At 73.3% G+C, this 25,158-nt stretch carries 26 protein-coding genes and 1 pseudogene; 9 read left to right on the plus strand and 18 right to left on the minus strand.

Annotation, left to right across the window (positions count from 1 at the left end; translation table 11 throughout):
* The first annotated feature begins 46 nt into the window (after positions 1 to 46).
* Positions 47 to 715 (plus strand): hypothetical protein, encoded by a 669-nt coding sequence (locus BU204_RS24670; RefSeq protein ID WP_143229710.1) that lies wholly within the window; start codon positions 47 to 49, stop codon positions 713 to 715.
* Here the strand turns inward: BU204_RS24670 and BU204_RS24675 are convergent.
* Both BU204_RS24675 and BU204_RS24680 read right to left on the minus strand, forming a co-directional pair.
* Positions 699 to 1,784 (minus strand): hypothetical protein, encoded by a 1,086-nt coding sequence (locus BU204_RS24675; RefSeq protein ID WP_075128127.1) that lies wholly within the window; start codon positions 1,782 to 1,784, stop codon positions 699 to 701. The two genes, BU204_RS24670 and BU204_RS24675, sit on opposite strands and share 17 nt — an antisense overlap.
* Before the next feature lie 335 nt (positions 1,785 to 2,119).
* A complete protein-coding gene (locus tag BU204_RS24680) occupies positions 2,120 to 2,521 on the minus strand; it encodes a DUF5313 family protein (RefSeq protein WP_075128128.1) in 402 nt (133 codons plus the stop codon).
* Positions 2,522 to 2,566: 45 nt separating this feature from the next.
* On the opposite strand from BU204_RS24680, the gene BU204_RS24685 reads away from it, so the two are divergent.
* Positions 2,567 to 3,028, plus strand: a complete 462-nt coding sequence (locus BU204_RS24685; protein WP_233160567.1) for a MarR family winged helix-turn-helix transcriptional regulator — start codon at positions 2,567 to 2,569, stop codon at positions 3,026 to 3,028.
* 1 nt (position 3,029) lies between these two features.
* Here BU204_RS24685 and kal read toward each other — a convergent pair whose 3' ends face one another.
* The 5 genes from kal to kdd are packed head-to-tail and all read right to left on the minus strand — an operon-like array spanning position 3,030 to position 8,188.
* Positions 3,030 to 3,413, minus strand: coding sequence for a 3-aminobutyryl-CoA ammonia lyase (kal, locus tag BU204_RS24690; RefSeq protein ID WP_075128129.1), 384 nt, complete (start codon positions 3,411 to 3,413; stop codon positions 3,030 to 3,032).
* Complete coding sequence (gene kamE / locus BU204_RS24695) at positions 3,410 to 4,144, minus strand: lysine 5,6-aminomutase subunit beta (protein ID WP_075128130.1); 735 nt, start codon at positions 4,142 to 4,144, stop codon at positions 3,410 to 3,412. Before kamE ends, kal begins: the two co-directional genes overlap by 4 nt.
* Positions 4,141 to 5,715 (minus strand): lysine 5,6-aminomutase subunit alpha, encoded by a 1,575-nt coding sequence (gene kamD, locus BU204_RS24700; RefSeq protein WP_075128131.1) that lies wholly within the window; start codon positions 5,713 to 5,715, stop codon positions 4,141 to 4,143. The genes kamE and kamD overlap by 4 nt, the downstream gene beginning before the upstream one ends.
* Positions 5,715 to 7,163, minus strand: a complete 1,449-nt coding sequence (locus BU204_RS24705) for an amidohydrolase (protein WP_075128132.1) — start codon at positions 7,161 to 7,163, stop codon at positions 5,715 to 5,717. Before BU204_RS24705 ends, kamD begins: the two co-directional genes overlap by 1 nt.
* Positions 7,160 to 8,188, minus strand: a complete 1,029-nt coding sequence (kdd, locus tag BU204_RS24710; protein WP_075128133.1) for an L-erythro-3,5-diaminohexanoate dehydrogenase — start codon at positions 8,186 to 8,188, stop codon at positions 7,160 to 7,162. The genes BU204_RS24705 and kdd overlap by 4 nt, the downstream gene beginning before the upstream one ends.
* 86 nt (positions 8,189 to 8,274) lie before the next feature.
* Here kdd and BU204_RS24715 point away from each other — a divergent pair, with 86 nt between their 5' ends.
* On the plus strand, positions 8,275 to 9,681 hold the full coding sequence (locus BU204_RS24715) for a KamA family radical SAM protein (protein ID WP_075128134.1): 1,407 nt from the start codon (positions 8,275 to 8,277) through the stop codon (positions 9,679 to 9,681).
* Positions 9,682 to 9,689: 8 nt separating this feature from the next.
* On the opposite strand, the gene BU204_RS24720 is transcribed toward BU204_RS24715, so the two are convergent.
* The 3 genes from BU204_RS24720 to BU204_RS24730 all read right to left on the minus strand — a co-directional run bounded on the left by BU204_RS24720 (position 9,690) and on the right by BU204_RS24730 (position 11,582).
* Entirely contained in the window at positions 9,690 to 10,445 is a 756-nt protein-coding gene (locus BU204_RS24720) for a ZIP family metal transporter (RefSeq protein ID WP_075128135.1), read from the minus strand.
* A 76-nt stretch (positions 10,446 to 10,521) separates the two neighbouring features.
* The gene (locus tag BU204_RS24725) at positions 10,522 to 11,088 is read right to left on the minus strand and encodes a hypothetical protein (RefSeq protein ID WP_143229712.1); all 567 of its coding nucleotides are present in this window, start codon (positions 11,086 to 11,088) and stop codon (positions 10,522 to 10,524) included.
* Positions 11,089 to 11,105: 17 nt separating this feature from the next.
* Positions 11,106 to 11,582 carry a nuclear transport factor 2 family protein gene (locus tag BU204_RS24730; RefSeq protein ID WP_075128137.1) on the minus strand — a complete coding sequence of 159 codons (477 nt, stop codon included), beginning with the start codon at positions 11,580 to 11,582 and terminating at the stop codon, positions 11,106 to 11,108.
* 114 nt (positions 11,583 to 11,696) lie between these two features.
* Between BU204_RS24730 and BU204_RS24735 the strand changes: the two genes are divergently transcribed.
* A complete protein-coding gene (locus tag BU204_RS24735; protein WP_075128138.1) occupies positions 11,697 to 12,608 on the plus strand; it encodes a LysR family transcriptional regulator in 912 nt (303 codons plus the stop codon).
* Here BU204_RS24735 and BU204_RS24740 read toward each other — a convergent pair.
* Complete coding sequence (locus tag BU204_RS24740) at positions 12,584 to 14,050, minus strand: protein adenylyltransferase SelO (protein WP_075128139.1); 1,467 nt, start codon at positions 14,048 to 14,050, stop codon at positions 12,584 to 12,586. The genes BU204_RS24735 and BU204_RS24740 overlap by 25 nt on opposite strands.
* A gap of 35 nt (positions 14,051 to 14,085) precedes the next feature.
* Between BU204_RS24740 and BU204_RS24745 the strand changes: the two genes are divergently transcribed.
* Positions 14,086 to 14,751 carry a uracil-DNA glycosylase gene (locus tag BU204_RS24745; protein WP_075128154.1) on the plus strand — a complete coding sequence of 222 codons (666 nt, stop codon included), beginning with the start codon at positions 14,086 to 14,088 and terminating at the stop codon, positions 14,749 to 14,751.
* Between the two features lie 4 nt (positions 14,752 to 14,755).
* Here the strand turns inward: BU204_RS24745 and BU204_RS24750 are convergent, their stop codons facing one another.
* Entirely contained in the window at positions 14,756 to 15,736 is a 981-nt protein-coding gene (locus tag BU204_RS24750) for an LLM class flavin-dependent oxidoreductase (RefSeq protein ID WP_075128140.1), read from the minus strand.
* A 63-nt stretch (positions 15,737 to 15,799) separates the two neighbouring features.
* Complete coding sequence (locus BU204_RS24755; RefSeq protein ID WP_075128141.1) at positions 15,800 to 16,624, minus strand: aldo/keto reductase; 825 nt, start codon at positions 16,622 to 16,624, stop codon at positions 15,800 to 15,802.
* A 231-nt stretch (positions 16,625 to 16,855) separates the two neighbouring features.
* On the opposite strand from BU204_RS24755, the gene BU204_RS24760 reads away from it, so the two are divergent.
* On the plus strand, positions 16,856 to 18,259 hold the full coding sequence (locus BU204_RS24760; protein WP_233160569.1) for a S28 family serine protease: 1,404 nt from the start codon (positions 16,856 to 16,858) through the stop codon (positions 18,257 to 18,259).
* Between the two features lie 38 nt (positions 18,260 to 18,297).
* Here BU204_RS24760 and BU204_RS24765 read toward each other — a convergent pair whose 3' ends face one another.
* Entirely contained in the window at positions 18,298 to 18,705 is a 408-nt protein-coding gene (locus BU204_RS24765; protein WP_143229713.1) for a DUF6463 family protein, read from the minus strand.
* Positions 18,706 to 18,766: 61 nt separating this feature from the next.
* On the opposite strand from BU204_RS24765, the gene BU204_RS24770 reads away from it, so the two are divergent.
* Positions 18,767 to 19,834, plus strand: coding sequence for a GDSL-type esterase/lipase family protein (locus BU204_RS24770; RefSeq protein ID WP_075128142.1), 1,068 nt, complete (start codon positions 18,767 to 18,769; stop codon positions 19,832 to 19,834).
* Between the two features lie 161 nt (positions 19,835 to 19,995).
* Here the strand turns inward: BU204_RS24770 and BU204_RS41480 are convergent, their stop codons facing one another.
* Genes BU204_RS41480 through BU204_RS24785 form a run of 3 tightly spaced genes read right to left on the minus strand, consistent with a single transcriptional unit; the run spans position 19,996 to position 22,313 of the window.
* Positions 19,996 to 20,808 (minus strand): Rieske (2Fe-2S) protein, encoded by an 813-nt coding sequence (locus tag BU204_RS41480; RefSeq protein WP_075128143.1) that lies wholly within the window; start codon positions 20,806 to 20,808, stop codon positions 19,996 to 19,998.
* A 12-nt stretch (positions 20,809 to 20,820) separates the two neighbouring features.
* Positions 20,821 to 21,528 (minus strand): DUF6529 family protein, encoded by a 708-nt coding sequence (locus BU204_RS24780; protein ID WP_233160571.1) that lies wholly within the window; start codon positions 21,526 to 21,528, stop codon positions 20,821 to 20,823.
* Between the two features lie 32 nt (positions 21,529 to 21,560).
* Entirely contained in the window at positions 21,561 to 22,313 is a 753-nt protein-coding gene (locus tag BU204_RS24785; protein WP_075128144.1) for a hypothetical protein, read from the minus strand.
* A gap of 234 nt (positions 22,314 to 22,547) precedes the next feature.
* Between BU204_RS24785 and BU204_RS24790 the strand changes: the two genes are divergently transcribed.
* Complete coding sequence (locus BU204_RS24790; protein WP_075128145.1) at positions 22,548 to 23,234, plus strand: hypothetical protein; 687 nt, start codon at positions 22,548 to 22,550, stop codon at positions 23,232 to 23,234.
* An 85-nt stretch (positions 23,235 to 23,319) separates the two neighbouring features.
* Positions 23,320 to 24,435 carry a helix-turn-helix domain-containing protein gene (locus tag BU204_RS24795; protein WP_198942989.1) on the plus strand — a complete coding sequence of 372 codons (1,116 nt, stop codon included), beginning with the start codon at positions 23,320 to 23,322 and terminating at the stop codon, positions 24,433 to 24,435.
* 94 nt (positions 24,436 to 24,529) lie between these two features.
* Here BU204_RS24795 and BU204_RS40215 read toward each other — a convergent pair.
* Positions 24,530 to 25,158: pseudogene (locus tag BU204_RS40215) on the minus strand (hypothetical protein); the annotation flags it as partial.

The following is a 25,158-nucleotide window of genomic DNA, read 5'->3' on the forward strand; positions in this document are numbered from 1 at the left end:
CATCGGGGTGGGTCTCGCGGCTGTCGCCGCCGGTACGGCGTGGGCCGTGGGCGGGTTGGCAGCCGTCGGCGCGGCCGGCGCCGCGGCGCTGCGGGTCGCCCCGGTACTCCTGGCGGCGGTCGGGCTCCTCCTGCTGGTACGGGCGCTGACGCCGAGCCGGCCCGTGCTCGGGCCGCTGATCCTGGTCGGTGCGGGCCTGCTCTGGCTGTCGGTCCAGCTCGACCTGTTCCCGCTCGGTAGGGCGGTGGAGATCGCGCCGCTGGCGCTGGTCGCGGGCGGCATACTCGTGGCCATGACCGAGCGGCGGCGCGAGGACCCGTTGGCGTCGATCGTCCGCCGCCGGACCTCGTTGTTCCTGCCGCGCCGGCTCGTCGTGACGGGGCCGGCACCGCAGAAGCTGATCGCGCGGTGCCTGTTCGGCGATCTGGTCCTCGACCTGGAGAAGGCGACGTTCCCGAAAGAACCGAGCGGTGTTCTCGCCGACCGGCTCACGATCGACCTCACCGTCCTCGGCGGATGGACCGAGGTCCGCCTCCCGGCCGAGTGGCCGGTCCGCGCCGGACGGCTGGTGCTGGGCCACCCGATGGCCCTTGTCGGCGAGCTGTCGTCGCGCGTTCCCGCGATCGACGAGGTGGTCAGTAGCGACGAACCGAACCTGGTCGTGCTGAACATCCAGGGTTGGCTGGGGCGGGTGGTCCTCACGAGGGCGCGCTAGACGCCTGCTCGTCCGCCGCGCCATCCTCGGCGCGCGGTTCGACGTCGGTGGGGTGCACGTAGGGATCACCGCGCATCATCCGACTGGCGGTGTTTCGTCCGTTCAGGAACTCGGACAGCCGCACGTTGAACGATCGCTCCCGCTCCGGGTCGGCGGGCAGCTCGTAGTGCAGTGCCGCGATCATGTCGAAACGGTGCAGGTCCACCGCGGCGGCCAGGTACCGGCCGTGGGAGGTCGCGACCCTGATCGCGCCCCGGTACGCGAACACCGACAGCAGCGCGAGAACCAGCGGCACGAGGCTCCACACGTCCCACCGGCCCACCAGCGGAAGTGAGATCGCCGCACCCACCGCGAACGAGACGCACATGGCCGCCATCACGTCCAGGAGATCCAGGCTCTGCCTGATCACGGCGTCGAACTTCGGCGACAGAGCCGCGTAGAGACGCGGAGCGATCGCGGTGAAGTCGAGTCCGTACCGGCCGCCTGCCCGGTCCTCGCCGTCTCGGAGGATGTTCCCCAGCAGGGTCGGCATCAGGCGGTTGTCGTACTCGTCGGGGCCGAAGTCCTCCCTGTCGGGGAACACGGAAGCCGGATAGCGCTCGACCCGCCCCACCGCCCGGTCGTTGATCACCCGGATCTCCCGCTCGGCCCGCCGGTGCGCCGCCGCCGCCCGCAGTGACGTGTCCGGAGGATCCTCGGCCCGGAGCTCGGCGCCGCGGATGACGGTCGCCGTGTGCAGGATGCGGCGATGCCGTTCGGTCGCCGCCCCGGCCAGCAACCTCGTCGGCCATGCCACCCAGTAGCCCTCGAGCAGATGCACCAGGGCCGCCTGGAACGGACGGAGCAGGATTGCCAGCACGAACACCCCGAACACGGCCAGCACCGCGAAGCCGGCGTTGCGGAAGACGGAGATGGCCTCGCCGGGTCTGGGCGCGGCGTCGGTGTAGACACCCGAGGCGAACAGGAAGATGACGAAGGCCGCCACCAACGCCGCCGGCAGGAAGTTGACGAGGCTGAACCGCGCGCCGCCCAGGGCCTTCGCGCCGGCGCTGGCTATCCCGTCCAGCATGTCGCCCCCATCCGCCGCCGCCCTACTCTTCGAGCCGCATTCGCTTGTCCTGGTGTATCGGGCACCGTGGCCCCGCCGGCCGTCTTCGCGGGAGGCTCTTCCGTTCTGGGCAGCCGACGACCGGGCACGTGTAGACGAACGTCCCTGATCGATTCGGCTGAGGCCGGTGTCTCCCCATGTCGGGGTCGCCGGTCGGCTTCGCGAGGAGGAGTGCGACGAGCACGGCGGTGCGGCGCAGTCCCACCTCGAACGCCATGTCTCCCACCCCCTCGTCGAGACGCTCCAGTATGGCCCTTTCGCCCTGCAACCGGGAGTGGTGACCGACGCGAGGGTGACTAGTTCTCGTCGGCGGAGTTGCGGTAGGTGGTCTCGTAGCGGGCGCGGGTGGCGGCGCGGGTGTGCTCGGTGCGAGCCTCGCGGATGGCCTTGGCGGTGCCGGGGGCGTGGCCGTGGCGGACGGCACGCATGTCCGAGCCCTCCTCGACGTAGGACAGCGAGAAGTACGTGCCGACGATGACCAGCAGGCCCGCCATCGCGAGCCGGAGGCCCAGCGGGCCGGGGACCAGCAGGCAGAGCGCGGCCAGCGGCACCACGATCACGGCCATCCGGGCCACGTGGCGCCACACCCAGCTGCGTGCCGTCACGTCGGCCAGGACCCAGTCGCGCAGGGCCTCGGGGAGGCGGCCGCCGACGGCGTACCAGAGCCACTGGAACGGGTTGGGTCGCGTCGCGCTCATGTATGCACACTAACACTTAGCACGCTAACTGATAGGGTGAGCCCCGTGACACAGGAGACCGCCCGGCCGCCGATCGACCTCGGCAAGGATCCGCTGGCGCTGGACCGGCAGGTCTGCTTCGCGCTGTCGGTCGCCTCGCGCAGCGTCATCGCGATCTACCGGCCGCTGCTCGAGCCGCACGGGCTGACCCACCCGCAGTACCTCGTGCTGCTGGCCCTCTGGCAGTCCTCCCCCCGCTCGGTGCGCGACCTCGCGGAGACGCTGCGGCACGAACCGGCGACCCTCTCCCCCATGCTCAAGCGGCTCGAGGCGCTCGGCTACCTCACCCGGCGCCGGGACGCGACCGACGAACGGCAGCTCGCGGTGGAGCTCACCGAGGCCGGCCGGGCGCTGCGGGCGGAGGCGGAGAAGATCCCCTACCGCGTCGTGGAGCGGCTCGGGATGGAGCTCGGCGAGCTGGAGGCGCTGCATGCCGCACTCACCCGCGTGCTGGAGGCCACCCGCTGAGTCAGCCGGGCACGACGATCGTCGCCGTGGCGCGGGTGGCGACGATGGGCGGGTCGAGCACGTCCGCGGCGGACGGACCGCGCTCGGGAGCGGCCCGGCACAGGACCCGCGCCTCGAACGAGACGTCCCGGGAGCGGGTGCCGACGCGGGTCAGGGTGGCGGTGACCTCGAGGACGTCCCCGGCCTGCACCGGGGCGAGGAACTCGACCGAGGAGTAGCCCGCCAGCAGGCTCTCGTCGCCGTCGGTGTGGATGGCGAGGTCGGTCGCGACGTCGCCGAACAGCGCCAGGCTGTAGGCGCCGTCGACGAGGTTGCCGCCGTAGTGGGCGTGCGCGTACGGCACGTAGCGGCGGTGGGTCACCGAGAACCCCACGGTCGGACTCATGCGGCCCTGCCTTCCCTGATCGCGTGCACGAGGTAGCTGGCGACCTCCCCGGGCGTGGTGCCCCGGCCGAACACCCGGTCCACCCCCAACTCGGCCGCCATCAGCGGGTCGAACCGGGGCCCGCCGGCCACCAGCACCGGGCGGCGCTCGCCCATGGCCTCCCGGAACGCCGCCGACATCTCCTGGGTGTTGAGGATGTGCGCGTCGCGCTGGGTGACCACCTGGGAGACCAGCACCGCGTCGGCCTTCTCCGCGCGGGCCCGCTTGACCAGCTCCGGCACCGTCACCTGCGCGCCGAGGTTGAGCACCCGCAGCTCCCGGTAGTACTCCAGGCCCTTCTCGCCGGCGAAGCCCTTGATGTTGAGGATCGCGTCGATGCCCACCGTGTGCGCGTCGGTGCCGATGCAGCCGCCGACCACCACGAGCTTGCGCCGCAGCAGCTTGCGCACCGCGCCGTTGACCTCGGCCGGGGACAGCAGCGGGTACTCCCGCTCGACCACCGTGACCTCGTCCAGGTCGACGATGTGCCGAGCCGAGCCGTAGACGACGAAGAACGTGAACTCGGTGCCGATCCCGTGGGAGTGCACGACCATCGCCGGCTCCAGGCCCATCTTCGCGGCCAGCTGCATGGCCGCGCCGTCGGCGCGCGGCCCGGGCGGCACCGGCAGCGTGAACGACACCTGCACCATCCCGTCACCGGTGGTGTCGCCGTACGGACGGACATTGGTCACCGGGTCGCTCCCTCGTCGAGGAGGTCGGCGGCGGGGTTGACGTAGCCGGGAGCCTTCTCGACCACGCCGTCGGCCCCCTTGCCGCCGTCGGGCGGACGTTTCATCAGGCCGAAGGTGCCGTCCGCGATCGCGTCGAGCAGGCCGTCGCGGACGATCCGGCCGAGCAGGTCGACGGCCTCGCCGAGGACCTGGTGGGCGCGCTTGACGATGAACCCGTCCGGGGCCGGGCGGAAGTCCTCGCGCAGCCCGGCCGCCGCGTCCAGCACGTAGCGCACGTTGCGCAGGGCGAGGTCCCGGTCGGACAGGAACGGGGTCACCACCGCCTCGGTCATCATCCCGACCAGCAGGATCGACTGGCCGGTCAGGACACCGGCCAGGTTGAAGAACCCGTCGAGCAGGTAGCCGTCGAACACGTTGCCGGTCATGTGCTTGGTCGGCGGCATCCACTTCAGCGGCGCGTCCGGGAACAGCTCACGAGCCAGCAGGGCGTGCGCGAGCTCCAGGCGGAACGACTCGGGCAGCGACGGGTTGATCTCGAAGGCGTGGCCGAGGCCGAGCAGCTCGTCGGGCAGGCCCGCCTCGTGCGCGAAGTGCTCGTTGAGCAGCTGGGAGACCGTCACGGTGTGCGCGGCCTCGACGGCGTCGGCGGTGGTGAGGTAGTTGTCCTCACCGGTGTTGATGATGATCCCCGCCCGCGCGTGCACCTGGCGGGAGAACCGCTGGTCGACGAAGGTGCGGATCGGGTTGATGTCGCGGAACAGGATTCCGTACATCGAGTCGTTGAGCATCATGTCCAGCCGCTGGAGCCCGCCGAGCACGGCGATCTCCGGCATGCACAGGCCCGAGGCGTAGTTGGTGACCCGCACATAGCGGCCGACCTCCCTGGACACCTCGTCCATGGCCGCCCGCATGATCCGGAAGTTCTCCTGGGTGGCGTAGGTGCCGGCGAAGCCGTGGTGGGTGGCGCCCTCGGGCACGTAGTCCAGCAGGGACTGTCCCGTCGAGCGGATCACCGCGATCACGTCGGCACCGGCCCGGGCCGCGTTGGCGGCCTGCACGACGTCCTCGTCGATGTCACCGGTCGCGACGATCAGGTAGATCCACGGCCGGCGCGGCGGGTCGCCGAGGCGGGCGACCAGCTTCTCGCGCTGGGCCCGGTTGCGGTCGATCGTGCGCAGTCCCTTCGCCACGGCGACCCGGCCGGCGCGTGCGGCCCGCTGGGCGTCGCGCCCGGTCGGCACCGTGTACCGGACCTGTCCGGCGGCGGTGGCCTCGGCCAGCTCGGTGAGCGTGGCGAGGTCGTGCTCACGCAGGGCGTGGAAGGCGGGCAGCACCACGCCGTGCTCCAGGCCGCAGTGCTCGCGGACCGTGTCGACGACGCGGTTCACCCAGGGAACGTCGCCGGCGCGGTGACCGGTGTCGGCCCCGGTGATGCCGGCCAGTCGCAGCGTGGCGCGCTCCACCGCGACCGTCGTGTGCGCCCTGGCGATCTCCACCACGGGCTCGGCGGCGCGGGCGGCCAGCGCCCGCGCCGCCGCGACGACCTCGGGGTCCAGGCCGAGCAACGCCATCACGCTACCTCCGCGGATCGCTCGTGAATCGTGGTTCCGTCAAGGACGGTGCGCAGACAGGTCTCCCCGTCCCACACCGCGAACGTGGCCGGCGCCCCCACCTCGAGCAGCCCGCCGGTCTCGCCGGCCGCCGCCCAACCGCCGACGGTGTGCGCGGCGAAGGCCGCGGCCTCGTCCAGCCCGGAACCCGGCGTCCGGTGGTGCACCGCCGCCCGCACGGTCGCCCACGGGTCGACCGGGGTGACCGGGGCGTCGGACCCGAACGCGAGCGTCAGCCCCGCGCGGGCGAGCATCGCGAACGGGTTCAGCGCCGCGGCGCGCTCCCCGAGCCGCTGGGCGTACATGCCGTCCCGGCCACCCCAGGTCGCGTCGAACAGCGGCTGCACCGAGGCGACGACGCCGAACCGGGCGAGCTCGTCGGCCTGCTCCGGGGTGACCATCTCCAGGTGCTCCAGGCGGTGCGCCGCCGCGGCGAGGGCCCGCTCCCCCACGGCGCGCTCGGCGAGCCGGAAGCCGGCGACGACCTCGGCCACCGCGGCGTCGCCGATCACGTGGAACCCCGCCTGCACGCCCCGCTCGGTGCAGGCCACGACGTGGGCGGCGATGCGGTCGGCGTCCAGGTAGCGGGCGCCGCTGGTGTCGGGGGCGTCGGTGTAGGGACTGGCGAGCGCCGCGGTCCGCGAACCGAGCGCGCCGTCGACGAACAGGTCGCCGGCCCGCCCGTGCGCACCGGGTGGGGCGCTGTCGGTGGCGCCCCAGTAGCCGACCACCCGCGGCAGCGGACCAGGGAGCGCGAGCAGGTCGGCGAAGTCGTCCTCGTCGGAGATGTCCGGCCCGGCGCACTCGTGCACGCACGCCACGCCCATCGCGGCGGCGTGGGCCAGGAACGCCAGCTGCGCCGCGCGCCGCTGGTCGGGGGTGATCGCGTCCAGGGCCGCGCGGCGGACGTGGTGGTGGGCGTCGCGGGCGAGCGGACCCCCCGCCGACCAGCCGGACGCGGCGCGTGCCGCCGGCGCGCGGTCGACCAGGGCGGTGGTCGCGAGCGCGGAGTGCACGTCGATCCGGGACAGGTAGACCGGGGTCTGTCCGGCCGCGGCGTCGAGCTCGGCGCGGGTGGGCGGCCGCGGGTCCGGCCAGCGGGTCTCGTCCCAGCCGTGACCCCACAGCGGTGTGTCGGGGTGCGCGCGCACCCGGTCCCGCACGGCGTCCAGCAGCTCGCCGCGGCAGTCGACGCGGGTGAGGTCCAGGCCGGTCCGCAGCAGGCCGGCGGCCGTGGCGTGGACGTGGGCGTCCACGAACGCCGGGGCGACCAGCGCGCCGGCCAGGTCCACGGTCTCGGTGGCCGCGCCGGGGAACTCCACGCCGACCCAGGTGATCACGCCGTCGTCCACGGCCAGGGCGGTCGCCGGCGAGCCGTGCACGCGGCCGCCGGTGAACAGGGTGGTCATGTCGGGGAAGTGTGCCGCTCGCGGCGCTCGAACAGGGCACGCACACCCGGTTCGGTGCGCACGAGGTCAAGGGCGAACTCGGCATGACCGGGGACGTAGCCGTTCCCGATCAGCATCCGCACATCGGCGGCGAGCCCCTCCGCGCCCAGCGCCGCCGCGGCGAACGAGGTCGCCATGGAGAAGAACACGATCGTGCCGCCGTCGGCGGTCGCCAGCACCGCGCCGTGCTCGCAGCCCGGCACGTCCACGCAGACGACGGTCACGGCGACCGGCGTGCCCACGGCGTCCAGCACGCCGACCGGGTCCCGCGCGTCGGCGACCACGACCTCGTCGGCCAGGCCGGCCGCGCGGACGCTCGCCGCCTCCTCCTCGGTGGGGACGAGGGCCACCAGCCGGCCGGCGCCGGCGCGGCGCGCGGCGACCAGCGAGAGGCTGCCCGACTTGCCGCCGCCGCCCAGGACCAGCACCGACGCGCCCGGGCCCGCCTCGCGCACCACGCGGTCGGTCAGCGCCGGTGCGCCGCACACGTCCAGCACCGACAGCGCGAGCTCGTCGGGCAGGTCGTCGGGCAACCGCGCCGCGATCGACCGGCCGAACAGGACCGCGGTGCCGCGGCAGGGCACCTGCTCGGTCTCACCGGTCCAGTCGGCGAGCCCGTCCTCGATCCGCAGCGGGGTCAGCGTCAGCGACACCAGCGTCGCCACCCGGTCCCCGACGCGCAGTCCCAGCGGGGACTCCGGCCCGACCTCGCGCACGGTGCCGAGCAGCATGCCGCCCGAGCCGGTGACCGGGTTGTGCATTTTGCCGCGCGTCTCGATGATCTCGAGCACCGCTTCGCGGACCGCCTCCGGGGAGCCGTGTTGTTCGCGGAGCTGGCGGTAGGACGCCGCGTCGAGGTTCAGCCGGGCGACGTCGAGCACGACCTCGTCGGGCCACGCGCGGGGGTCCGTGCGGAGCCGCCAGGCCTGCTGCGGGAGCACCCCGACCGGTTCCAGCACCCGGTGCAACCCGTACGACGAAGACACCCTGAGCCCTCCAGTTCCGCAGGATTTACGTTTCGATCAGGTTCTGGCAGCATATCTTTAGGTCACCCTAGCGGCGAGGAGAAGTTATGACGGCGTTGCACGATGTGGCCACTGCCGCCACGACGGTCTCCGCTGCGGTCGAGGAGACCTCCCGGCAACCGTACGAGTACGTCCGCCGAGAGTTGGTCGAGCCCGACTGGCGGCGCTTCCCCGGCTGGCGGGAGGTCACCGAGGCGCAGTGGCGCGACGCCCAGTGGCAGCGGGTGCACTGCGTGCGCAACGTCCGCCAGCTCCGCGCGCTGATGGGCGACCTGCTGGCGGAGTCGTTCTACGACGACCTGGCCGAGGACCAGCGTCGCCTGGCGACCATGTCGATGCTGATCCCGCCGCAGATGCTCAACACGATGGCCGCCACGGCGGCGCCCGCCGAGTTCACCGAGGCCTTCCTGGCCGATCCGGTCCGGCGCTACATGCTGCCGGTGGCCGGCGACCGCGACCCGGTCTGGCCGAACCACCCCCACTCGTCGCGGGACTCGCTGCACGAGGCCGAGATGTGGGTCGTCGAGGGGCTCACCCACCGCTATCCGACCAAGGTGCTCGCCGAGCTGCTGGCCACCTGCCCGCAGTACTGCGGGCACTGCACCCGGATGGACCTGGTCGGCAACTCGACGCCGCAGGTCGACAAGCACAAGCTCGCGCTCAAGCCGGTCGACCGCCAGGACCAGATGATCGACTACCTGAAGCGGACCCCGGGTGTGCGGGACGTGGTGGTCTCCGGCGGCGACGTGGCGAACGTGCCGTGGCACCAGCTCGAGTCGTTCCTCATGCGGCTGCTGGACATCGAGACGGTCCGCGACGTGCGGCTGGCCACCAAGGCGCTGGCCGGACTGCCGCAGCACTGGCTGCAGCCCAAGGTCGTGGAGGGCCTGGAGCGGGTCGCGCGGACCGCCGCGCGGCGCGGGGTCAACCTCGCCATCCACACCCACGTCAACCACGCCAACTCGGTGACCCCGCTGGTCGCCGAGGCCGCGCGGACCGCGCTCGAGGTCGGTGTGCGCGACGTCCGCAACCAGGGCGTGCTGATGCGGGGCGTCAACGCCACCCCGGACGACCTGCTGGACCTGTGCTTCGCGCTGCAGGGCGAGGCGAACATCCTGCCGTACTACTTCTACCTGTGCGACATGATCCCCAACGCCGAGCACTGGCGGGTGGCGGTCTGGGAGGCCCAGCAGCTCCAGCACGCGATCATGGGTTACCTGCCCGGCTACGCCACCCCCAGGATCATCTGCGACGTCCCCTACGTGGGGAAGCGCTGGGTCCACCAGCTCGCCGAGTACGACCGGGAACGCGGCATCTCCTACTGGACCAAGAACTACCGCACGGGCATCGAGCGCGACGACCCCGACGCGCTGGAACGCCGCTACCCGTACTACGACCCGATCTCCACGCTGCCCGAGGCCGGACAGCGCTGGTGGGCCGACCACCGGGCCTGAGCGGCGCCTCAGCCCTCGAGCTGGGAGAGGCCGAAGGCCACCAGGAACCCCGCCACCGTGATCAGCCCGATCAGCAGGTGGGCGTCCTCGAACGCCTCCGGGATCATCGTGTCGGTGACCATCGCGAGGATCGCGCCGGCGGCGAGCGCGGTGATCCCGGCGATCAGCCCGGCCGGGGCGCCGCCGAGCACCCCGTACCCGAACATCGCCGCCAGCGCACTGACCACCGCGATCCCACCCCAGAGCCCGAACACGTACCGGGCGCCGCGCCCGGCCTGCCGCATCCCCGCCGCACTGGACAACCCCTCTGGGACGTTGCTGATGAACACCGCGGCCACCGTCACCACGCTGACCGCGCCCCCGCCGAGCAGGCTGGTCCCGATCACCATCGACTCCGGCACCCCGTCGAGCAGCGCGCCGAGGGCGATCGCCGTGCCGGACCCGGCCTGCTCCGACTCCGAGGGCTGGTGGTCCCCGGACCGCTTCCGGTGCCGGGCACCCCGGCGGGCGAGCAGCACGTTCGCCCCCGTGTACACCGCCGCCCCGCACGCGGCGCCGAGCGCGGTGGGCAACAGCCCGCCCTGCGCGTGCGCCTCGGCGATCAGCTCGAAGGACACCGCGGAGAGCAGCACACCGCTGCCGAACGCCATCACGCTCGCGACGACCCGGCGCGGCACCCGCAGCAGGTAGCCCACCAGCGCCCCCGCCACGAGCGCGGCGCCGGCGACCAGCCCCCAGAAGCCGGCGACCAGTACCTGCGGCATCACGCCACCCCGCACGGGCAGGTGATCTTCGAGTGCGTCACGGCCCTGCACGTACCCCCGCCCGGCTCGCCCGAACCTACCCCCGCAGCTCGGCGCGGATGAGCCGCGCGGCGCGGTCGGGATCGTCCGCCCAGAAGTCCACCGCCCTGGCGAGCAGCCCCGGACCGACCTCGTGATCGCCCCGCAGCGTGACCGCGACGTTGGTCGAGCTCATCACGTCGAGGACCAGGGTGCCCTCGACCACCCTGCCCGAGCTCGTCGCGTCGTGGTCGCGCCGGATCGTCCGGACGCCGTCGATCTCGGCGACCGGCACCCGCAGGTCGGTGAACGAGCAGTAGCGCAGGCGCAGCACCCGGGGGTCGACCGAGTGCGGGTAGGTGGACATCGTCGCGATCAGCGCGAGGAACCAGAGGGTGCTCAGCACCCCGAGCGCGGTGAGCACCACACGCACCGGCGGCCACGGCACGGCCAGCTCGACGAGAACGACCTCCAGCGGGGTGAGCGCGGTGAACACCCACATCATCGGCCGCAGCGGACCGCCGTAGGGGATGGCCGCGCCGTCCTCGGGCACCTCCCGCCGACGCCGCACGGCCAGCCCCAGTGCCCGAACCATCAGCCGGACGTGCCGGACCAACCCCGCCACCCGCTCCCCCACCCGGGTCAGCCGGTGAAGATGGCGCGGGGGTCGCCGGTGAACCAGACGTTCTCGATGCGCATGCGGTGGACCAGCCAGTGGCTCTCCTCGCGGACCAGGGCTACCTGGTAGTGGTTCTTCAACAGGGCGAACGTAGCGTGGTCGGCGCTCAACAGGTGTTGGGCCTCCACCAGGGCCGTCATCCGGGCGGTGTCGCCGTCGACGCTCACCCGGGGATTGGTGACCTGGTGGGTCGTGTCGACCCGGCCGGTGAACGAGCCCAGGATCGTGTCGACGATCGTGTCGCGGCCGGACATCAGCGGCACCTCCCCACCCCACCGGGCCGCAGCCGGCCGGAAGTCGAGCTCGGCCTCGGCGGCGAAGGCGGACGCGAACAGCTCCCGGTCCTTGAGGTCCTGGCCGAGCGCGAAGCGGTACAGCGCGTCGGCGATCTCGGAACGGTCGCGCAGCTCGCGCAGCGTCGGGTCGTCGGTGAGGTGCATCGGGGCTCCCTTTACGTCGTCGTCGCCCTCGAATCTGCGCGTCCGGGCCACCGCGATCAACGGCCATCTGTGCCACGATCGTGAAGCCACACTTAACGCCGCGGGGAGGTGCGCATGCTTGAGCGGCACGAGGCGGAAACGTTCCTCGCGCTCGCCGAGGAGCTGCACTTCGGCCGCACCGCCGAGCGGCTGCGGGTCTCCACGGCCAGGGTCAGCCAGACCGTGCGCGCCCTCGAACGGCGGGTCGGCGCCCCGCTGTTCCACCGCACCAGCCGCCGGGTGGAGCTCTCCGCGCTGGGCCGCCAGCTCCTCGACGACCTCCGCCCGGCCTGGGCCCAGGTCGACGCGGCGCTGGCCAGGGCCGTCGAGACCGGCAGGGGGTTCACCGGCACGCTGCGGGTCGGCTTCACCGGCGCCGCCGGCGGCCAGCTGCTGGTCGGCGTGGCCGAGCTGTTCCACACCCGCCACCCCGACTGCGACGTGCGGATCCGCGAGGTCCAGTTCGCCGACCTGATGCCGTGGCTGCGCTCCGGCGAGGTCGACCTCGCCCTGACCACGTTCCCGGTCGACGAACCCGACGTCGCGACCGGACCGGTCCTGGTGTCCGAGGCCCGCTTCCTGGCCGTGCCGGCGGCGCACGACCTCGCCGCCCGCTCGGCGCTGTCGGTGGAGGACCTCGCCGCGGTGACCGTCCTGCGGCTGCCGGACACGCTGCCGGAGTCCCTACGCGCCGACCACGCTCCGGCCACCACCCCGTCCGGGCGTCCCGTCCGCACCGGCCGTTGCGCCTCGACCCTGCAGGAGCTGCTCACGCTCGTCGGCGCCGGACACGGTGTCCTGCCGGTCGGCGCCAGCACCCGCCGCTACTACGCCAGGCCCGACGTCGCCTACGTCCACCTCCCCGACGCCCCGCCCGTGCGCTGGGGCCTGGCCTGGCTCGCCGCCGATGCCACCGCTTCGGTGCATGCCTTCGGCGCGGCCGCCGGCGACCTCGCCCGTGCTCAGGTCCCGCAGAAGGTCCGGTAGGTCCGGCCGAAGTCCGCCGGGGCCGGTTCGGCGTAGCGCTCCAGACCGGGGCGCTCGTCGAACGGGGCGGACACCGCGACCAGGAGCTGCTCCAGCGGCCCCAGGTCGCCGTCGGTCGCGGCGGCGAGGGCCTCCTCGACGAGGTGGTTGCGCGGGACGTAGACGGGGTTCGCCCGGTCCATCGCCGCGGCGTCCGGGTTGAGCGTGCGCCAACGCGCCAGCCACCCGTCGATCGCGGCCAGGTCAAGCACCATCTCCCGCGCCGGCTCGGTGTTGCCGCGCGCGGCCGCGCCGAGCCGGCGGAAGAACGAGGTGTGGTCGACGTGGTTGTCCCTCAGGATGCGGAGCAGCTCCTCGATCAGCGGCGCCGTCGCGACGTCCGCGACGTCCTCGGGCAGGCCGAGCTTGGCCCGCATCCCCGCGGCGAAGGCATGGTCGTAGTGCCCGCGGAAGGTGTCCAGCGCCTCGCCGGCCAGCGCGATCGCGCGCTCCTGGTCGTCGGCGAACAGCGGCAGGAGAGCCTCGGCGAACCGCGCGAGGTTCCACTCGGCCACCACCGGTTGGTTGCCGTAGGCGTAGCGCCCGCCGTGGTCGATCGAGCTGAACACCGTACGCGGGTCGACCGCGTCCATGAACGCGCAGGGCCCGTAGTCGATGGTCTCCCCCGAGATCGTCATGTTGTCGGTGTTCATCACGCCGTGGATGAAGCCGACCAGCATCCACCGGGCCACCAGCGACGCCTGGGCGGCGACCACCGCCTCGAACAGCGCGAGGTGGGGGTGCTCGGCCTCGACGGCCTGGGGGTGGTGGCGGGCTGTCGCGTGGTCGGCGAGCCGGCGCAGCAGGTCGAGGTCGCCGGTGGCGCGGGTGTACTGGAAGGTGCCGACCCGCAGGTGGCTGCGCGCGACCCGGGCGAGGACCGCTCCGGGTAGCGGGGTGTCGCGGTGCACGGTGCGCCCCGTGGCCACCACCGCGAGCGAGCGGGTCGTGGGGATGCCCAGGGCGTGCATCGCCTCGCTCACCACGTACTCGCGCAGCATCGGGCCGACCGCGGCCAGCCCGTCGCCGCCGCGGGCGAACGGGGTGCGGCCCGAGCCCTTGAGGTGGAGGTCGCGGGGGTGGCCGTCGGGGTGGTCGAGCTCGCCGAGCAGCAGCGCGCGGCCGTCGCCCAGGCGCGGGGAGTAGTACCCGAACTGGTGGCCGGCATAGGCCTGCGCGACCGGGGCCGCCCCCTCGGGGAGGTGCGTCCCGACGAGCAGGCCCAGCCCCTCGGGCCCGCGGAGCCAGGCGGCGTCCAGGCCGAGGTCCGCTGCCAGCGGCTCGTTGAGCACGAGCAGGCGCGGCTCGGGCGGCTCCTCGGCCTGCCAGGGCCGGGCCAACTCTGGCAGCGTGCTGGCGAAGTCGTGACTCAGCGTGACGGTAGGTGGCGGTGCGATGCTCACGCATCAACGGTACGTGATGTGCTGGAGTGGTCCCCGTGACCGGAATCGAGGCGGTCGGCCGGGCCGTCACCGAGTGCTCACGGTGTCCCCGGTTGGTGGCCTGGCGAGCCGAGGCCGCGCGCACCCCGCCCGCCCGTTTCGCCGGCGAGCCGTACTGGGCCCGACCCGTGCCGGGGTTCGGCGACCCGGCGGCGCGCATCTACGTGCTCGGGCTGGCCACCGCCGCCCACGGCGGCAACCGCACCGGCCGGGCGTTCACCGGCAACCCGACCGCCGCTTGGCTGGTGCGCTCGATGCACCGGGCGGGCCTGGCCAGCCAGCCGACCTCCGAGCGGCGCGGTGACGGCCTGCGGCTGCTCGGCGCGTGGATGGGCTCCGCCGTCCGCTGCGCCCCGCCCGGCAACCGCCCGACCCCGGCCGAGCGCGACACCTGCCTGCCGTTCCTGACCGCGGAGGTCGCCGCGCTGCCGCGGCTGCGCGTGCTGGTCTGCCTCGGGGCGTTCGCCTGGACGACCGCGCTGCACTGGGCCGGGGCACGGCCGAGACCGCGCTTCGCCCATGGAGCCGAGCACCGGCTGGAGAGCGGCCTGGTGCTGCTGGCGAGCTACCACCCCAGCCAGCAGAACACCAACACGGGCCTGCTCACCGAGCCCATGCTCGACGCCGTGCTCCACCGGGCCCGCACCCTCGCCGAGCCCTGACGGCTCACCGCAGCGCCGGCACCACCTCCTCGGCCACCAGCCGCAGCGACTCGACGGCCCGCGCGTGGGACAGGCCCGGCAACCGCGCCCAGTGCGCGAAGTGGGAGAACCCGACGTCACGGTGCAGGGCGACCAGTCGGTCGGCCACCTCCTCGGGCGTCCCCACCAGGTAGTCCGCCCGGTTCGGCGCCGGCCCGCTCGAACGGTCGCGGTAGCCGGCCAGCTCGCCCTCGAGGTAGGCGATCCCCCGCGCCGCCTCCGCCCACGCGAGGTCCGGATCCCGCGCGACGTGCAGGACGCTCGTGCAGACCAGCGGCACGGGTGGGAGCGCGGAGTCGGCGAGAACCGAGTCGAGCAGCGCACGGCGCGCCCGCAGGTCCGCCGGGGTCGCGCAGTAGACGATCACCGCGTCGCCGAGGCGCGCCGCCCGGCGCAGACCGGCCTCGGTGACCTCACCCACATAGATCGGCACCGCTCGGAGCGGGCTCGGGGTCACCGGCACGTCGTCGAAGGACCAGTGCCTTCCGGCGGCGGTGACGCGACCGGTGCCCAGCGCCTGGCTCAGGATCGGCACCGCCTCCTCCAGCAGCGACGCCCGCCGCCGCCGGTCCACACCGAACGCGGCGAACTCGTGCTCGGCGTAGCCCTGACCCACCCCGAGCAGCAGCCGGCCGTTGGAGAGCAGGTCGGCCACCGCGGCGTCCTCGGCGACCCGCAGCGGATGGTGCAGCGGCAGCACCAGCACGCTGGTGCCGATGCCGATCCGGCTGGTGCGGGTCGCGACCCCGGCCGCGAGCACCAGCGGCGAGGGCGTCATCCCGTCGCGGGTGAGGTGGTGCTCGGACAGCCAGACGGCGGTGAACCCCAGCCGCTCGGCGACCACGACCTCCTCGAGGCACTCGGCGTAGTAGTCCGCGTAGGACGAGCCGGGACCGCCCTCGGGCCGGCGGAAGTCGTGCAGCAGACCGAAGGTGGGAGCGGGCATGGGCTCACCCTGGCAGGGCCGGCGGCGGCCGGTCCACCACCGCCGGCCGCACCGGGCGCGGGGTCAGCCGAAGCGGTCGGGGTCCGGACCGGTGCGGTGACCGCGCTCGAGCGTGCCCAGCGCCGCCAGGTCCTGGGCGGTCAGTTCGAAGTCGAACAGGTCGAGGTTCTCCCGGATCCGGTCCGGGGTCACCGACTTCGGGATCACCACGTTGCCCAGCTGCAGGTGCCAGCGCAGCACGACCTGCGCCGGCGTGCGGCCGTGCTGTTCGGCCAGCGCCGTCACGACCGGGTCGGCCAGCAGGTCCCCGCCCTTGGCCAGCGGGCTCCACGCCTCGGTGGCGATGCCGCGCTCGGCGTGCAGTGCCCGCAGTTCGGCCTGCTGCAGGTACGGGTGCAGCTCGATCTGGTTGACCGCGGGGACCGTGCCGGTCTCCTCGAACAGGTGCCGCAGGTGCGCCGGCTGGAAGTTCGACACGCCGATCGACCGGACCCGGCCGTCGGCTAGCAGCTTCTCCAGCGCCTTCCACGTCTCCACGTACCGCCCGGCCGACGGCGCCGGCCAGTGGATCAGGTACAGGTCGAGGTAGTCCAGGCCCAGCCTGCCGACGCTCGCGTCGAACGCCCGCAGCGCCTCGTCGTAGCCCTGGTCGTCGTTCCAGACCTTGGTCGTGACGAACAGCTCCTCGCGCGGGATGCCGGACTCCCGCAGGGCCTGCGCCACGCCGCCTTCGTTGCCGTAGATCTTGGCCGTGTCGATGCTGCGGTACCCGGCCCGCAGCGCCTCCGACACCGCCGCCGCTGTCTCCTCGTCCGGCACCTGGAACACGCCGAAGCCCAGCTGGGGCATGCTCACGCCGTTGTTGAGGGTGACGTTCGGGATCGTCATGCTGTCCTCTCCGTGGGAGTGCCGCGCGTACCGAACCGCAGTACCCCCGGCTCCGCCCGTCATGCGCGGGCGCCCCAAGGTGAGGGCGACGCCACCCTTTCGCTGGGTGACCGGTCGGACGCGCACCGAAGTGCCCTTGTTCGGGTCTACCCCCGGCGGTTCCCGTGGGGAACACTCGCGCCAGGTCGCCCGGACACCCTGAGCGACCAACCAAGACCAAGGAGTTGTGGCGTGTCCATCCGAAGAAGGGCGGTCGCCGCCGCGGTCGTGCCGGTGCTCGCGGCCGGCATGGTCGGGCTCGGCGCGGCCGGCCCCGCGAACGCCGCCCCGGCCGATCTCGCCGACCGCCTCGAGGCGCTTCCCGGCGTGACCGTCGTGTCCGAGGAGTCGGCCCCCGCCCCCGGGTACCGGTTCTTCTTCCTCACCTACCGCCAGCCGGTCGACCACACCAACCCGGCCGGGCCCACCTTCGAGCAACGGTTCCAGCTGCTGCACCGGGCCGAGGACCGGCCGATGGTCCTGCACACCACCGGCTACGGCATGCCCGGCTACGCCTTCCGCTCCGAGCCGACGGCCCTCCTCGACGCCAACCAGATCTCGGTCGAGCAGCGCTTCTTCACCCCGTCCCGGCCCCAGCCGGCCAACTGGGGCAAGCTCACGATCTGGCAGGCCGCGACCGACCACCACCGGATCGTCGGCGCCCTGGAGCGGGTCTACGCCGGCAAGTGGGTCTCCACCGGCGCCAGCAAGGGCGGCATGACCTCGGTCTACCACCGCCGCTACTACCCCCGCGACGTCGACGGCGTGGTCGCCTACGTCGCCCCCAACGACGCGGACAACAAGGACGACCGGGCCTACGACGAGTTCTTCGACAGCGTCGGGTCCACCCCGGCGTGCCGCACCGCGCTCAAGACCCTGCAGGCGGAGGCGCTGCGCCGGCGCACCGAGCTGGTGAACATGTACGACGAGTACGCCGCCGCCAACGGGCTCACCTTCGACAGCGTCTTCGGCTCCACCGACAAGGCGTTCGAGATGACCGTGCTCGACACCGAGTGGGCCTTCTGGCAGTACTCGGGCGAGGGCGCCTGCGGCGCCGTGCCCGGCGTAGACGCCACCACCGAGGAGATCTTCGAGTTCATCGACGGGGTGGCGAGCTTCGCCTTCTACGCCGACGAGGGCATCACGCCCTACGCGCCGTACTACTACCAGGCGGCCACCCAGCTCGGCTGGCCGCAGCCACGGTTCCGGTACCTCCAGGGCCTGCTGCGCTACCCGAACCTGTACGTGGCCAACTCGAGCCTGCCCCCGGAGCTGCGCTCCCGGCACGACCCGGCGCCGATGGCCGACGTGGACCGGTGGGTCAGCCGCGAGGCGAGCCAGATGCTGTTCGTCTACGGCTCCAACGACCCGTGGGGTGCCGAGCCGTTCCACCCGAGCGAGAAGGACTCCTACACCTTCACCGCGCCGGGCGCGAACCACGGCGCGGACATCGAGCTGCTCAACCCGGCCGACCGGGCCAGGGCGACGGCCACCCTGCGCCGCTGGGCCGGTGTCGAGACGGGCTCGACGGCCCGCTCCGCGGCGCTCGCCGAGCTCGACGCACGCGACCCGCGGGACATCCGCCGGCCGCTGTGACGCGGTGAGGGGCGCCCTCGCCACGACGAGGGCGCCCCTCAGCCGCGCCGGGCGCGCCCTAGCACCAGCAGCACCGACGCGACGACCAGCACCGGGAACCCCGAGGGCAGCAGCACCAGGGCACACACCAGCGTCCAGCCCGCCACGGTCCAGGTGACGAACGGCGGCAGCGCCCGGCCCGCCCGCGCGAACCGGACCAGCAGCAGCCCCACCAGCAGCAGCGGTACGGCGAAGCTGCCGAGCAGCTGCCAGAAGTACGCCTGCGCCTGCGGCATGGGATCGCCGTCCGGTACGACGCGCCACAGCTCGCCGCCCACCCAGTCCGGGACGAAATCCAGCGAGCGGACGAGGAAGAAGGCCAGGTGCATGGCCGACACGACCGCGATCAACCCGCCGGCCCAGATCGTCAGGGTGCGGGACCGGCCACTGAGAGTATCCGTGCTCACCAGCCAATGATCCACCGCTCGTGGCGGTGGGGTACCGCCGCACTCTCTAGACTTGAGCGCGATGCGACGGTCAGGATGGCGCGGCTGGTTCGCGCTCGCGCTGGTGGTCCTGCTCTGCGCCGGGTTCGTCCTGGTGGCGTCCGATCCCGCCGAGGAGCCGACGCCGCAACCGGGACCACCGCAGGACGCGCCGCGGGTGATCGTGGCCCTGGGCGACAGCACGATCTCCGGTGAGGGCGCCGGCGACTACGAGCCAGGCACCGACGGCGAGAACGGCAACTGGTGCCACCGCTCGCCGCACGCCTCGATCCACCACACCGAGCTGCTGGGCATCGACAGGGCCTACAACCTCGCCTGCTCGGGTGCGCCGTCCGGCCAGGTGGGGCTGGGCGAGGTCGAGCAGTACACCGAGCCGTCCCAGGCCGCTCGGCTGGCCCGCATCGCCGCCCGGGAACGCGTGGTCGCGGTCGTGGTCGCCTCCGGCGCCAACGACGACCCCAGCTTCTCCCACGTGCTCAACGACTGTGTCGAGGCCTGGACCGGGCACGGGCGCCCGTGCCGGGACCAGGTCGGCGGGCAGTGGCAGGACCGGGTCGAGAACATGGTGCCCAAGCTGGTCGACGCCCTGCACGACGTGCGCGAGGTGATGCGCGACGCCGGCTACGGCCGCCGGGACTACCAGCTCGTCGTCCAGTCCTATGCCGCCCCGGTCGGCCAGCGGGTGGCCCGCGGCCTGCAGGACCTGTCCGGCTGCCCGTTCCTGTCCGAGGACCTGCGGTGGGTGGAGAAGACCGCGGTGCCGGCGCTCACCGCCGGGGTGCGGCAGGCCGCCGACGAGGTCGGCGCCCGGTTCCTCGACCTGTCCCGCGCCGGCACCGGCCGCGAGGCCTGCTCGCAGGGGAGCGACCCGGACCGGGAGTGGTTCCGGCGGCTCGCCGTGCGCTGGGACGACCTGCGGCACCAGGACCGCGCGACCCACGCCCTGCAGGAGTCCTTCCACCCCAACGCCCGCGGCCACGCCCAGTTCGGCCGCTGCCTCGGGGAGTTCCTGGCCACCGACGACCGCGCCGCCGCCTGCCTGGCCGGCGAGGACGGCAACCTGCACGCGGCCACCAGCGTCGGCCCCTGAGCCCGTCGCCGTCGGGCGCACCGGGCCGGCCGCGGGAGGCGGGGCGGCCGGCCCGGAGCACCCCGGTCAGGACGAGCCGCGCCCTCGCCGTGCCGCGCTGGCTGCGCGGTCCGGCCGTGGCGGGCGCACCCGTCCTCGCCTGGTCGGGGCGAGGACGCGTCCTAAGTCAGCGAGATCTGGTCGCCGGTGACCCGGACGGTCCGCTCGGGCAGTGGCTTGGAGGCGGGACCGGCGGTCACCCCGCCGTCGGCCACGGCGAACTTGCTGCCGTGGCACTCGCAGTTGATCGTGCCGCCGGTGATCTTGGTGACCATGCAGCCCTGGTGGGTGCACACGGCGGAGAACGCCCGGAACTCGCCGGCGGTCGGCTGCGTGATCACGACCTCCTCGTCGGCGAAGATCTTGCCGCCGCCCACCGGGATGTCGCCGGTCGAGGCCAGCCCCGGCGGCGGTGCCTCGGTGGTCTCCTCCTGCGCCGGCGCTTCGGTTGTCTCGGCGGGCGGGGCCTCGCCGAGGACGATCTGTCCGTCGGGGGTGACGCTGACCTGCTGCTCCCCCAACGGCTCCGGGGCCGGACCAGCCGTCACGGCGCCGTCGGCGACGGCGAACTTGCTGCCGTGGCAGTCGCAGTTGATCGTGCCGTCGGCGACCGCGTTGACCAGGCAGCCCTGGTGGGTGCAGACCGCGGAGAAGCCCTTGAACTCGCCCTCGACGGGCTGGACCACGACGATCTCCTGGTCCTTGAAGACCTTCCCGCCGCCGACCGGGATGTCCGCCGCGGCCCCGAGGACCTCGCCGGAGGGGGCCTGCGCCGACCCGGTCCCGGTTTCGCCGCCACCGCCGCCGTCACCCGCGTCGGGTGGCGGCGGGGCGGTCGGGCCGCCGTAGCGGGCGCACCCCGCGGCCAGGCCGCAGACCGCGACGGTGCCGGCCACCGCGCTGCGCCGGGGCAGCACCGGAGTGTTCTCGTTCATCGATCCCTGCTCTCAGAAAGTCACGCCGAACTTGGTGAAGAACCAGACCGACGAGGTCAGCCACAGTCCGGTCAGCGCGGTGAACACGGCGCCGCCGACGACCGGGAGCACCCAGCCGGGCTTCTCGTCCTTCGTGAGCACGATCATCTTGCAGACGAAGATCCCGTAGAAGAAGCAGCCGAGCAGCGAGTGCAGCAGCACCCGGGTGTCGAAACCCTGGAACCCGAGCGCGTACAGGCAGTGCGCGGCGACCGGCAGCGAGACCAGCACCGCGATCCGGCCCGACCAGCGGTGCAGCACGCCCACGCCCCGTCCGTCGCCGCGCACGCCGGGCAGCCTGCCCCACATGGCGAGCGCGGAGAGCAGCTGCACGACGGCGAGCAGGAACGCGATCGAGCCCAGCCAGGCCTTCGCGTGCAGGCCGCTGGAGAACCCGGCCAGGCTGAACGCCAGGTCGGCCGGGTCGTGCAGCTTGCCGTAGACCCCGATCGCCACCGCGACCAGCGAACCGACCGCCAACGCGAAGATGACCGCGCGGAAGTTCCCGCGCTCGGGTGGGTCCCGTTCGATGTCCAGGGCCCCCCACTCGCCGGTGCTCCAGGTCGGCGGCGGGCTGACCGGAGGTCTGGCCCAGTGCTGCGGGACCGGCTGGGTCGCGTCCGCGTCCGGGATCGGCCCGGCCGGGCCGAACTCCGGTGGTGGTCCTGACGGCGTGCTCATCACACGTCTCCTGTCTCCCGCTCGTGTCGCTCTCAGAACGTGGTGTCCCCGGCGACCTTGTCCGCCTCGATCCGCTGGCCGTCCAGCGTGACAGCACCTTTGGCCGGGTCCAGCCGCGGCGCGGGCTCCGACCCGCCACGGCTCTTCGCGATCCCGACCTGGCTGCCGTCCGGCAGGATGATCCAGCCGATGGTGGCCTCGGCGCCCTCGCCGCGGTACACGCCGGCCGGGGCCGTGGCGACCGGCGCGGTGAACGGGAGCTCCCGGCCCCCCACCGTGACCTTTCCGGTGAGGTTCCTGCCCTGAAGCGAGCCGACCACCCGGTTCTTGCCGTCCTTGGACTTCAGGTCCAGGCGGCCGTCGACCGCGCTGCCCTGCAGCCAGGACTCCACGGTCGCGCCGTCGCAGAGGTAGGCCGCGGCCTCCTCGCCCTTGACCGCGACGGCGATCGTCATCGGCCCCTTGTCGACCTCGCCCGCGTACACGGCCTCGGCCGGGAACGGGGGCGCGGCCGGAGGTTCCTCCTCGACGGGTCCGTCGGTGTCCTCGGGGGACTCCGTCGGCTGCGACTCGGTCGTGTCCGAGGCGGGCGGTTCCGACGTCGGTGGTTCGGTGGTCTCGGGGTCGGTCGTCTCGATCTCACCCGAGCTGGCGACCTCGCTGGCGGGCGGGACGTCGGTGTTGTCACCGGCCACGACCAGCCCGCCGACCGAGTTGATCGTCATGAACCCGACCAGACCAGCGACGACGACCGCCGCGGTGACCAGCGGCCCTCGAACTGACATGACACCTCTCCTGTCCGTGTCCCCGCATGTGCGACCAGATAGATGAGCCGATCTCCTGCTCGGCAGATACACGGGTGGGGAACGAGATCGGTTCAACCACATTTCCGAGCGATCCGGCCCGACCCGAGGTCCGACACGCCGGTACAAATCAAGCACTGCCGCGAGATCGGGTGCAAGAATCAAGTAGATAGCCGTTGTCCAGGGCAGTCGTGCAGGGCATTCAGGGAGGCGTCGGTGGCGGAGAACAGCTCGGTCCACCTCGAGCGCCTCACCGAGCTCATCCGGCCCGTTCCGCTCGCCGGCTTCGCGAGCTCGCTGTGCCGGTGGCTGCAGGACGCGCACGAGGCCGCGGCCGAGGTGCAGCTCCAGCGGCGCGGCAACCACCGGGGCGGGTGGAGCAACAACACGAGCTTCGGCACCGACCGCTACCAGTACCTGCTCGGCACGGCCGGCTCGCTGGACAACGAGCTCCCCGGGCTGGTCGTGGACTCCGCGTTCCAGTCGGTGCTGCTGAAGTTCGAGCGGTTCGGCGTCTACCAGATGCAGTTCCCCACCGGCCCACACGGCTCGATCGGCGACGCCAGCGACCTGCGCCGGGATCTGCTGACGACCAACGGCGACCCCGGGCTGCTCAGCCGCCGCGACATCTGGCTCGCCGACCGGCAGCTGCTGTTCCTGGGCTGGGCCGGCAACGAGGAGGCCGGTCTCACCGGCGCCTGGGTCGGACAGGGTGAGCTCTACGACAACAGGCTCGACTGGGACTGGCTGGTCAACCTGCTCGAGGTGGCCGAGAGCGGCCGCTTCGGCCCGGTGGCGGTGCCCGAGCCGGCCCGGCCACTGGACCCGACGATCTTCGACGTTCCCGAGCCCGTGCTGCCGCTGCGGCCGCGGCGGGAACGACCATCCGGGTCAGCGGACTGACCCCCGCACCCGCCGGGTGCCACTCTCCGTACTGGACCACCATGGAGTGTCCAGCCGTTCCGCCGTACCTGTAGGGAGCCTGTTCGTGAGCACGGATGCCTTCGCCGTCGCGCGGGCATTCGACCCTGCCCGGCTGACCATGGCCCGCGAGCTGGCGGGCCTGCGCAAGCGCGAGCTCGCCGACCGGATCGACCGCACCGCGGCGGCGGTGTCGCAGTACGAGCTCGGCCAGTCGCGGCCGAGCGCGGAGACCCTGGGCCGGTGTGCGCGCGCCCTGGACCTGCCGGTCGGGTTCTTCACCTCGGGGCGTCCGCACCTGCGGCTGGACACCGCGCATGCCCACTTCCGGTCACTGCGCGCGACGACGGCGGTCCAGCGTCAGCAGGCACTCGCGCACGTGGAGCTGCTCTGGGAGGTCACCGACCAGCTCGAGCGGGTGATCGAGCTGCCCGCGGTCGACGTCGGTCTGCCGCTGGGCATGCCGCACGGCGACCCGGCCGCCGCGGCCCGCACGACCCGCAAGGCCTGGCACCAGCCGACCGGCCCGGTGGTGCACCTGGTGCGCAACCTCGAGGCACGCGGGATCGTCGTCACCAGGATCCCCGCGGTGGACGCCGAGACCATCGACGCGTTCTCCGCCGCGCCGCACGGCCGTCCGGTCATCGCCCTGTCCGGCAAGGGAAACCCGATGCGCCAGCGGTTCTCGGTCGCTCACGAGCTCGGCCACCTGCTGCTGCACCCCGACCCCGCGCCGGGCTCCGGCCACCACGAGCGCGAGGCCAACGCGTTCGCCGCCGAGCTGCTGATGCCGGCCGCCGAGATCGGGGACCGGCTGCCGGCGCGGGCGGAGGTGCCCGCGCTCAAGGAGGTCGCCGACGGCTACGGCGTGTCGGTCGCCGCGCTCGTGTACCGCGGCAAGGACCTGGGCGTGTACAACGACACGGCGGTCCGGCGAATGATGGCCACCCTCGGCCGGCTGGGCTGGACCACCCGCGAGCCCGTCCGCGCGGACTACCGGGGTGAGGAGCCCGAGCTGCTGGTACGCGCCGTCGAACTCGCCGCGGCGCACGGCCTGCCGCTCCCCCGCCTCGCCGCGACCCTGCACATCGGTCTGCCGAGGCTGCGCGGCCTGCTCGGAATGCACGACAGCCGCCCGCGCCTGCGACTGATCCACGGCAGCGGCGGCGGGCTCGACGAGTAGCCGGCGATCCGTGACCGCACGAGCGTAGGTGACCTCGATGCGCTCGGCCGACGGTCCGGATGTCCGTGGTCGCGACCCCTCCCGGCCAGTTCCGCTACGTCGGCTCGGCGCGTGGCGGGAGAAGTGCGGCGCTCAGGTCGGCGAGACCGCGGCTGAGCTGGGCGATCTCGGCCGCCTGCCGGTCGGCTCGCCGGCCTGTCTCGGCGAGGTCCTCGGCCAGGGCTGAGCCCTTGTCCCGAGCGGCGTCGCGTTCGGCGGTGCGGGTGGCGAGGGTCGTGGTCAGCTCGGCGATCGCGGCAGCGGCTTCGTCGGCACGGCGCCGCTCCTCGTCGGCTCGGGTGCGGGAGTCGGCTGCCTGACGGAGGGCGTCCTCGGCCCGGTCGTGCTCGCTCGCCACCTCGGCCCGGGCCGCCTCGGCCTGGGCACGCAGCTCCGCGACCTGACGGGAAGCCTCCTCGGCTCGGTCCTGGGCCGCGGCCGCCCTGGCCTGTTCGGTCGCCACCTGGGCGCGGGCCTCGTCGGCGCGTTGGTGTTCGCGCAGGGCCTCTGCGCGGGCCGCCTCGACCCTGGCGTGCTCGGCGGCCGCCTGGGCGCGGGCCTCAGCGGCCTGCCGCAGCGCGTCCTCGGCGCGTTCGCGTTCGGCCGCGGCGACGCCCTCGGCCCGAGCTCTGGCCAGGTCGGAACGACCCGCGGCCTCGCGGGCCGCCGTCGCGGCGGCGACGG

Origin of the sequence: Actinophytocola xanthii, from assembly GCF_001921205.1 — a bacterium.
GTDB lineage: Bacteria > Actinomycetota > Actinomycetes > Mycobacteriales > Pseudonocardiaceae > Actinophytocola > Actinophytocola xanthii.

Excerpts from the sequence above, each read along its gene's own strand:
- BU204_RS24675 (WP_075128127.1), bottom strand. The coding sequence starts at position 1,784 with ATGCTGGACGGGATAGCCAGCGCCGGCGCGAAGGCCCTGGGCGGCGCG.
- BU204_RS24680 (WP_075128128.1), bottom strand. The coding sequence starts at position 2,521 with ATGAGCGCGACGCGACCCAACCCGTTCCAGTGGCTCTGGTACGCCGTC.
- kal (WP_075128129.1), bottom strand. The coding sequence starts at position 3,413 with ATGAGTCCGACCGTGGGGTTCTCGGTGACCCACCGCCGCTACGTGCCG.
- kamD (WP_075128131.1), bottom strand. The coding sequence starts at position 5,715 with ATGGCGTTGCTCGGCCTGGACCCCGAGGTCGTCGCGGCGGCGCGGGCG.
- BU204_RS24705 (WP_075128132.1), bottom strand. The coding sequence starts at position 7,163 with ATGACCACCCTGTTCACCGGCGGCCGCGTGCACGGCTCGCCGGCGACC.
- BU204_RS24715 (WP_075128134.1), top strand. The coding sequence starts at position 8,275 with ATGACGGCGTTGCACGATGTGGCCACTGCCGCCACGACGGTCTCCGCT.
- BU204_RS24720 (WP_075128135.1), bottom strand. The coding sequence starts at position 10,445 with ATGCCGCAGGTACTGGTCGCCGGCTTCTGGGGGCTGGTCGCCGGCGCC.
- BU204_RS24730 (WP_075128137.1), bottom strand. The coding sequence starts at position 11,582 with ATGCACCTCACCGACGACCCGACGCTGCGCGAGCTGCGCGACCGTTCC.
- BU204_RS24735 (WP_075128138.1), top strand. The coding sequence starts at position 11,697 with ATGCTTGAGCGGCACGAGGCGGAAACGTTCCTCGCGCTCGCCGAGGAG.
- BU204_RS24750 (WP_075128140.1), bottom strand. The coding sequence starts at position 15,736 with ATGCCCGCTCCCACCTTCGGTCTGCTGCACGACTTCCGCCGGCCCGAG.
- BU204_RS24755 (WP_075128141.1), bottom strand. The coding sequence starts at position 16,624 with ATGACGATCCCGAACGTCACCCTCAACAACGGCGTGAGCATGCCCCAG.
- BU204_RS24770 (WP_075128142.1), top strand. The coding sequence starts at position 18,767 with ATGCGACGGTCAGGATGGCGCGGCTGGTTCGCGCTCGCGCTGGTGGTC.
- BU204_RS41480 (WP_075128143.1), bottom strand. The coding sequence starts at position 20,808 with ATGAACGAGAACACTCCGGTGCTGCCCCGGCGCAGCGCGGTGGCCGGC.
- BU204_RS24780 (WP_233160571.1), bottom strand. The coding sequence starts at position 21,528 with ATGAGCACGCCGTCAGGACCACCACCGGAGTTCGGCCCGGCCGGGCCG.
- BU204_RS24785 (WP_075128144.1), bottom strand. The coding sequence starts at position 22,313 with ATGTCAGTTCGAGGGCCGCTGGTCACCGCGGCGGTCGTCGTCGCTGGT.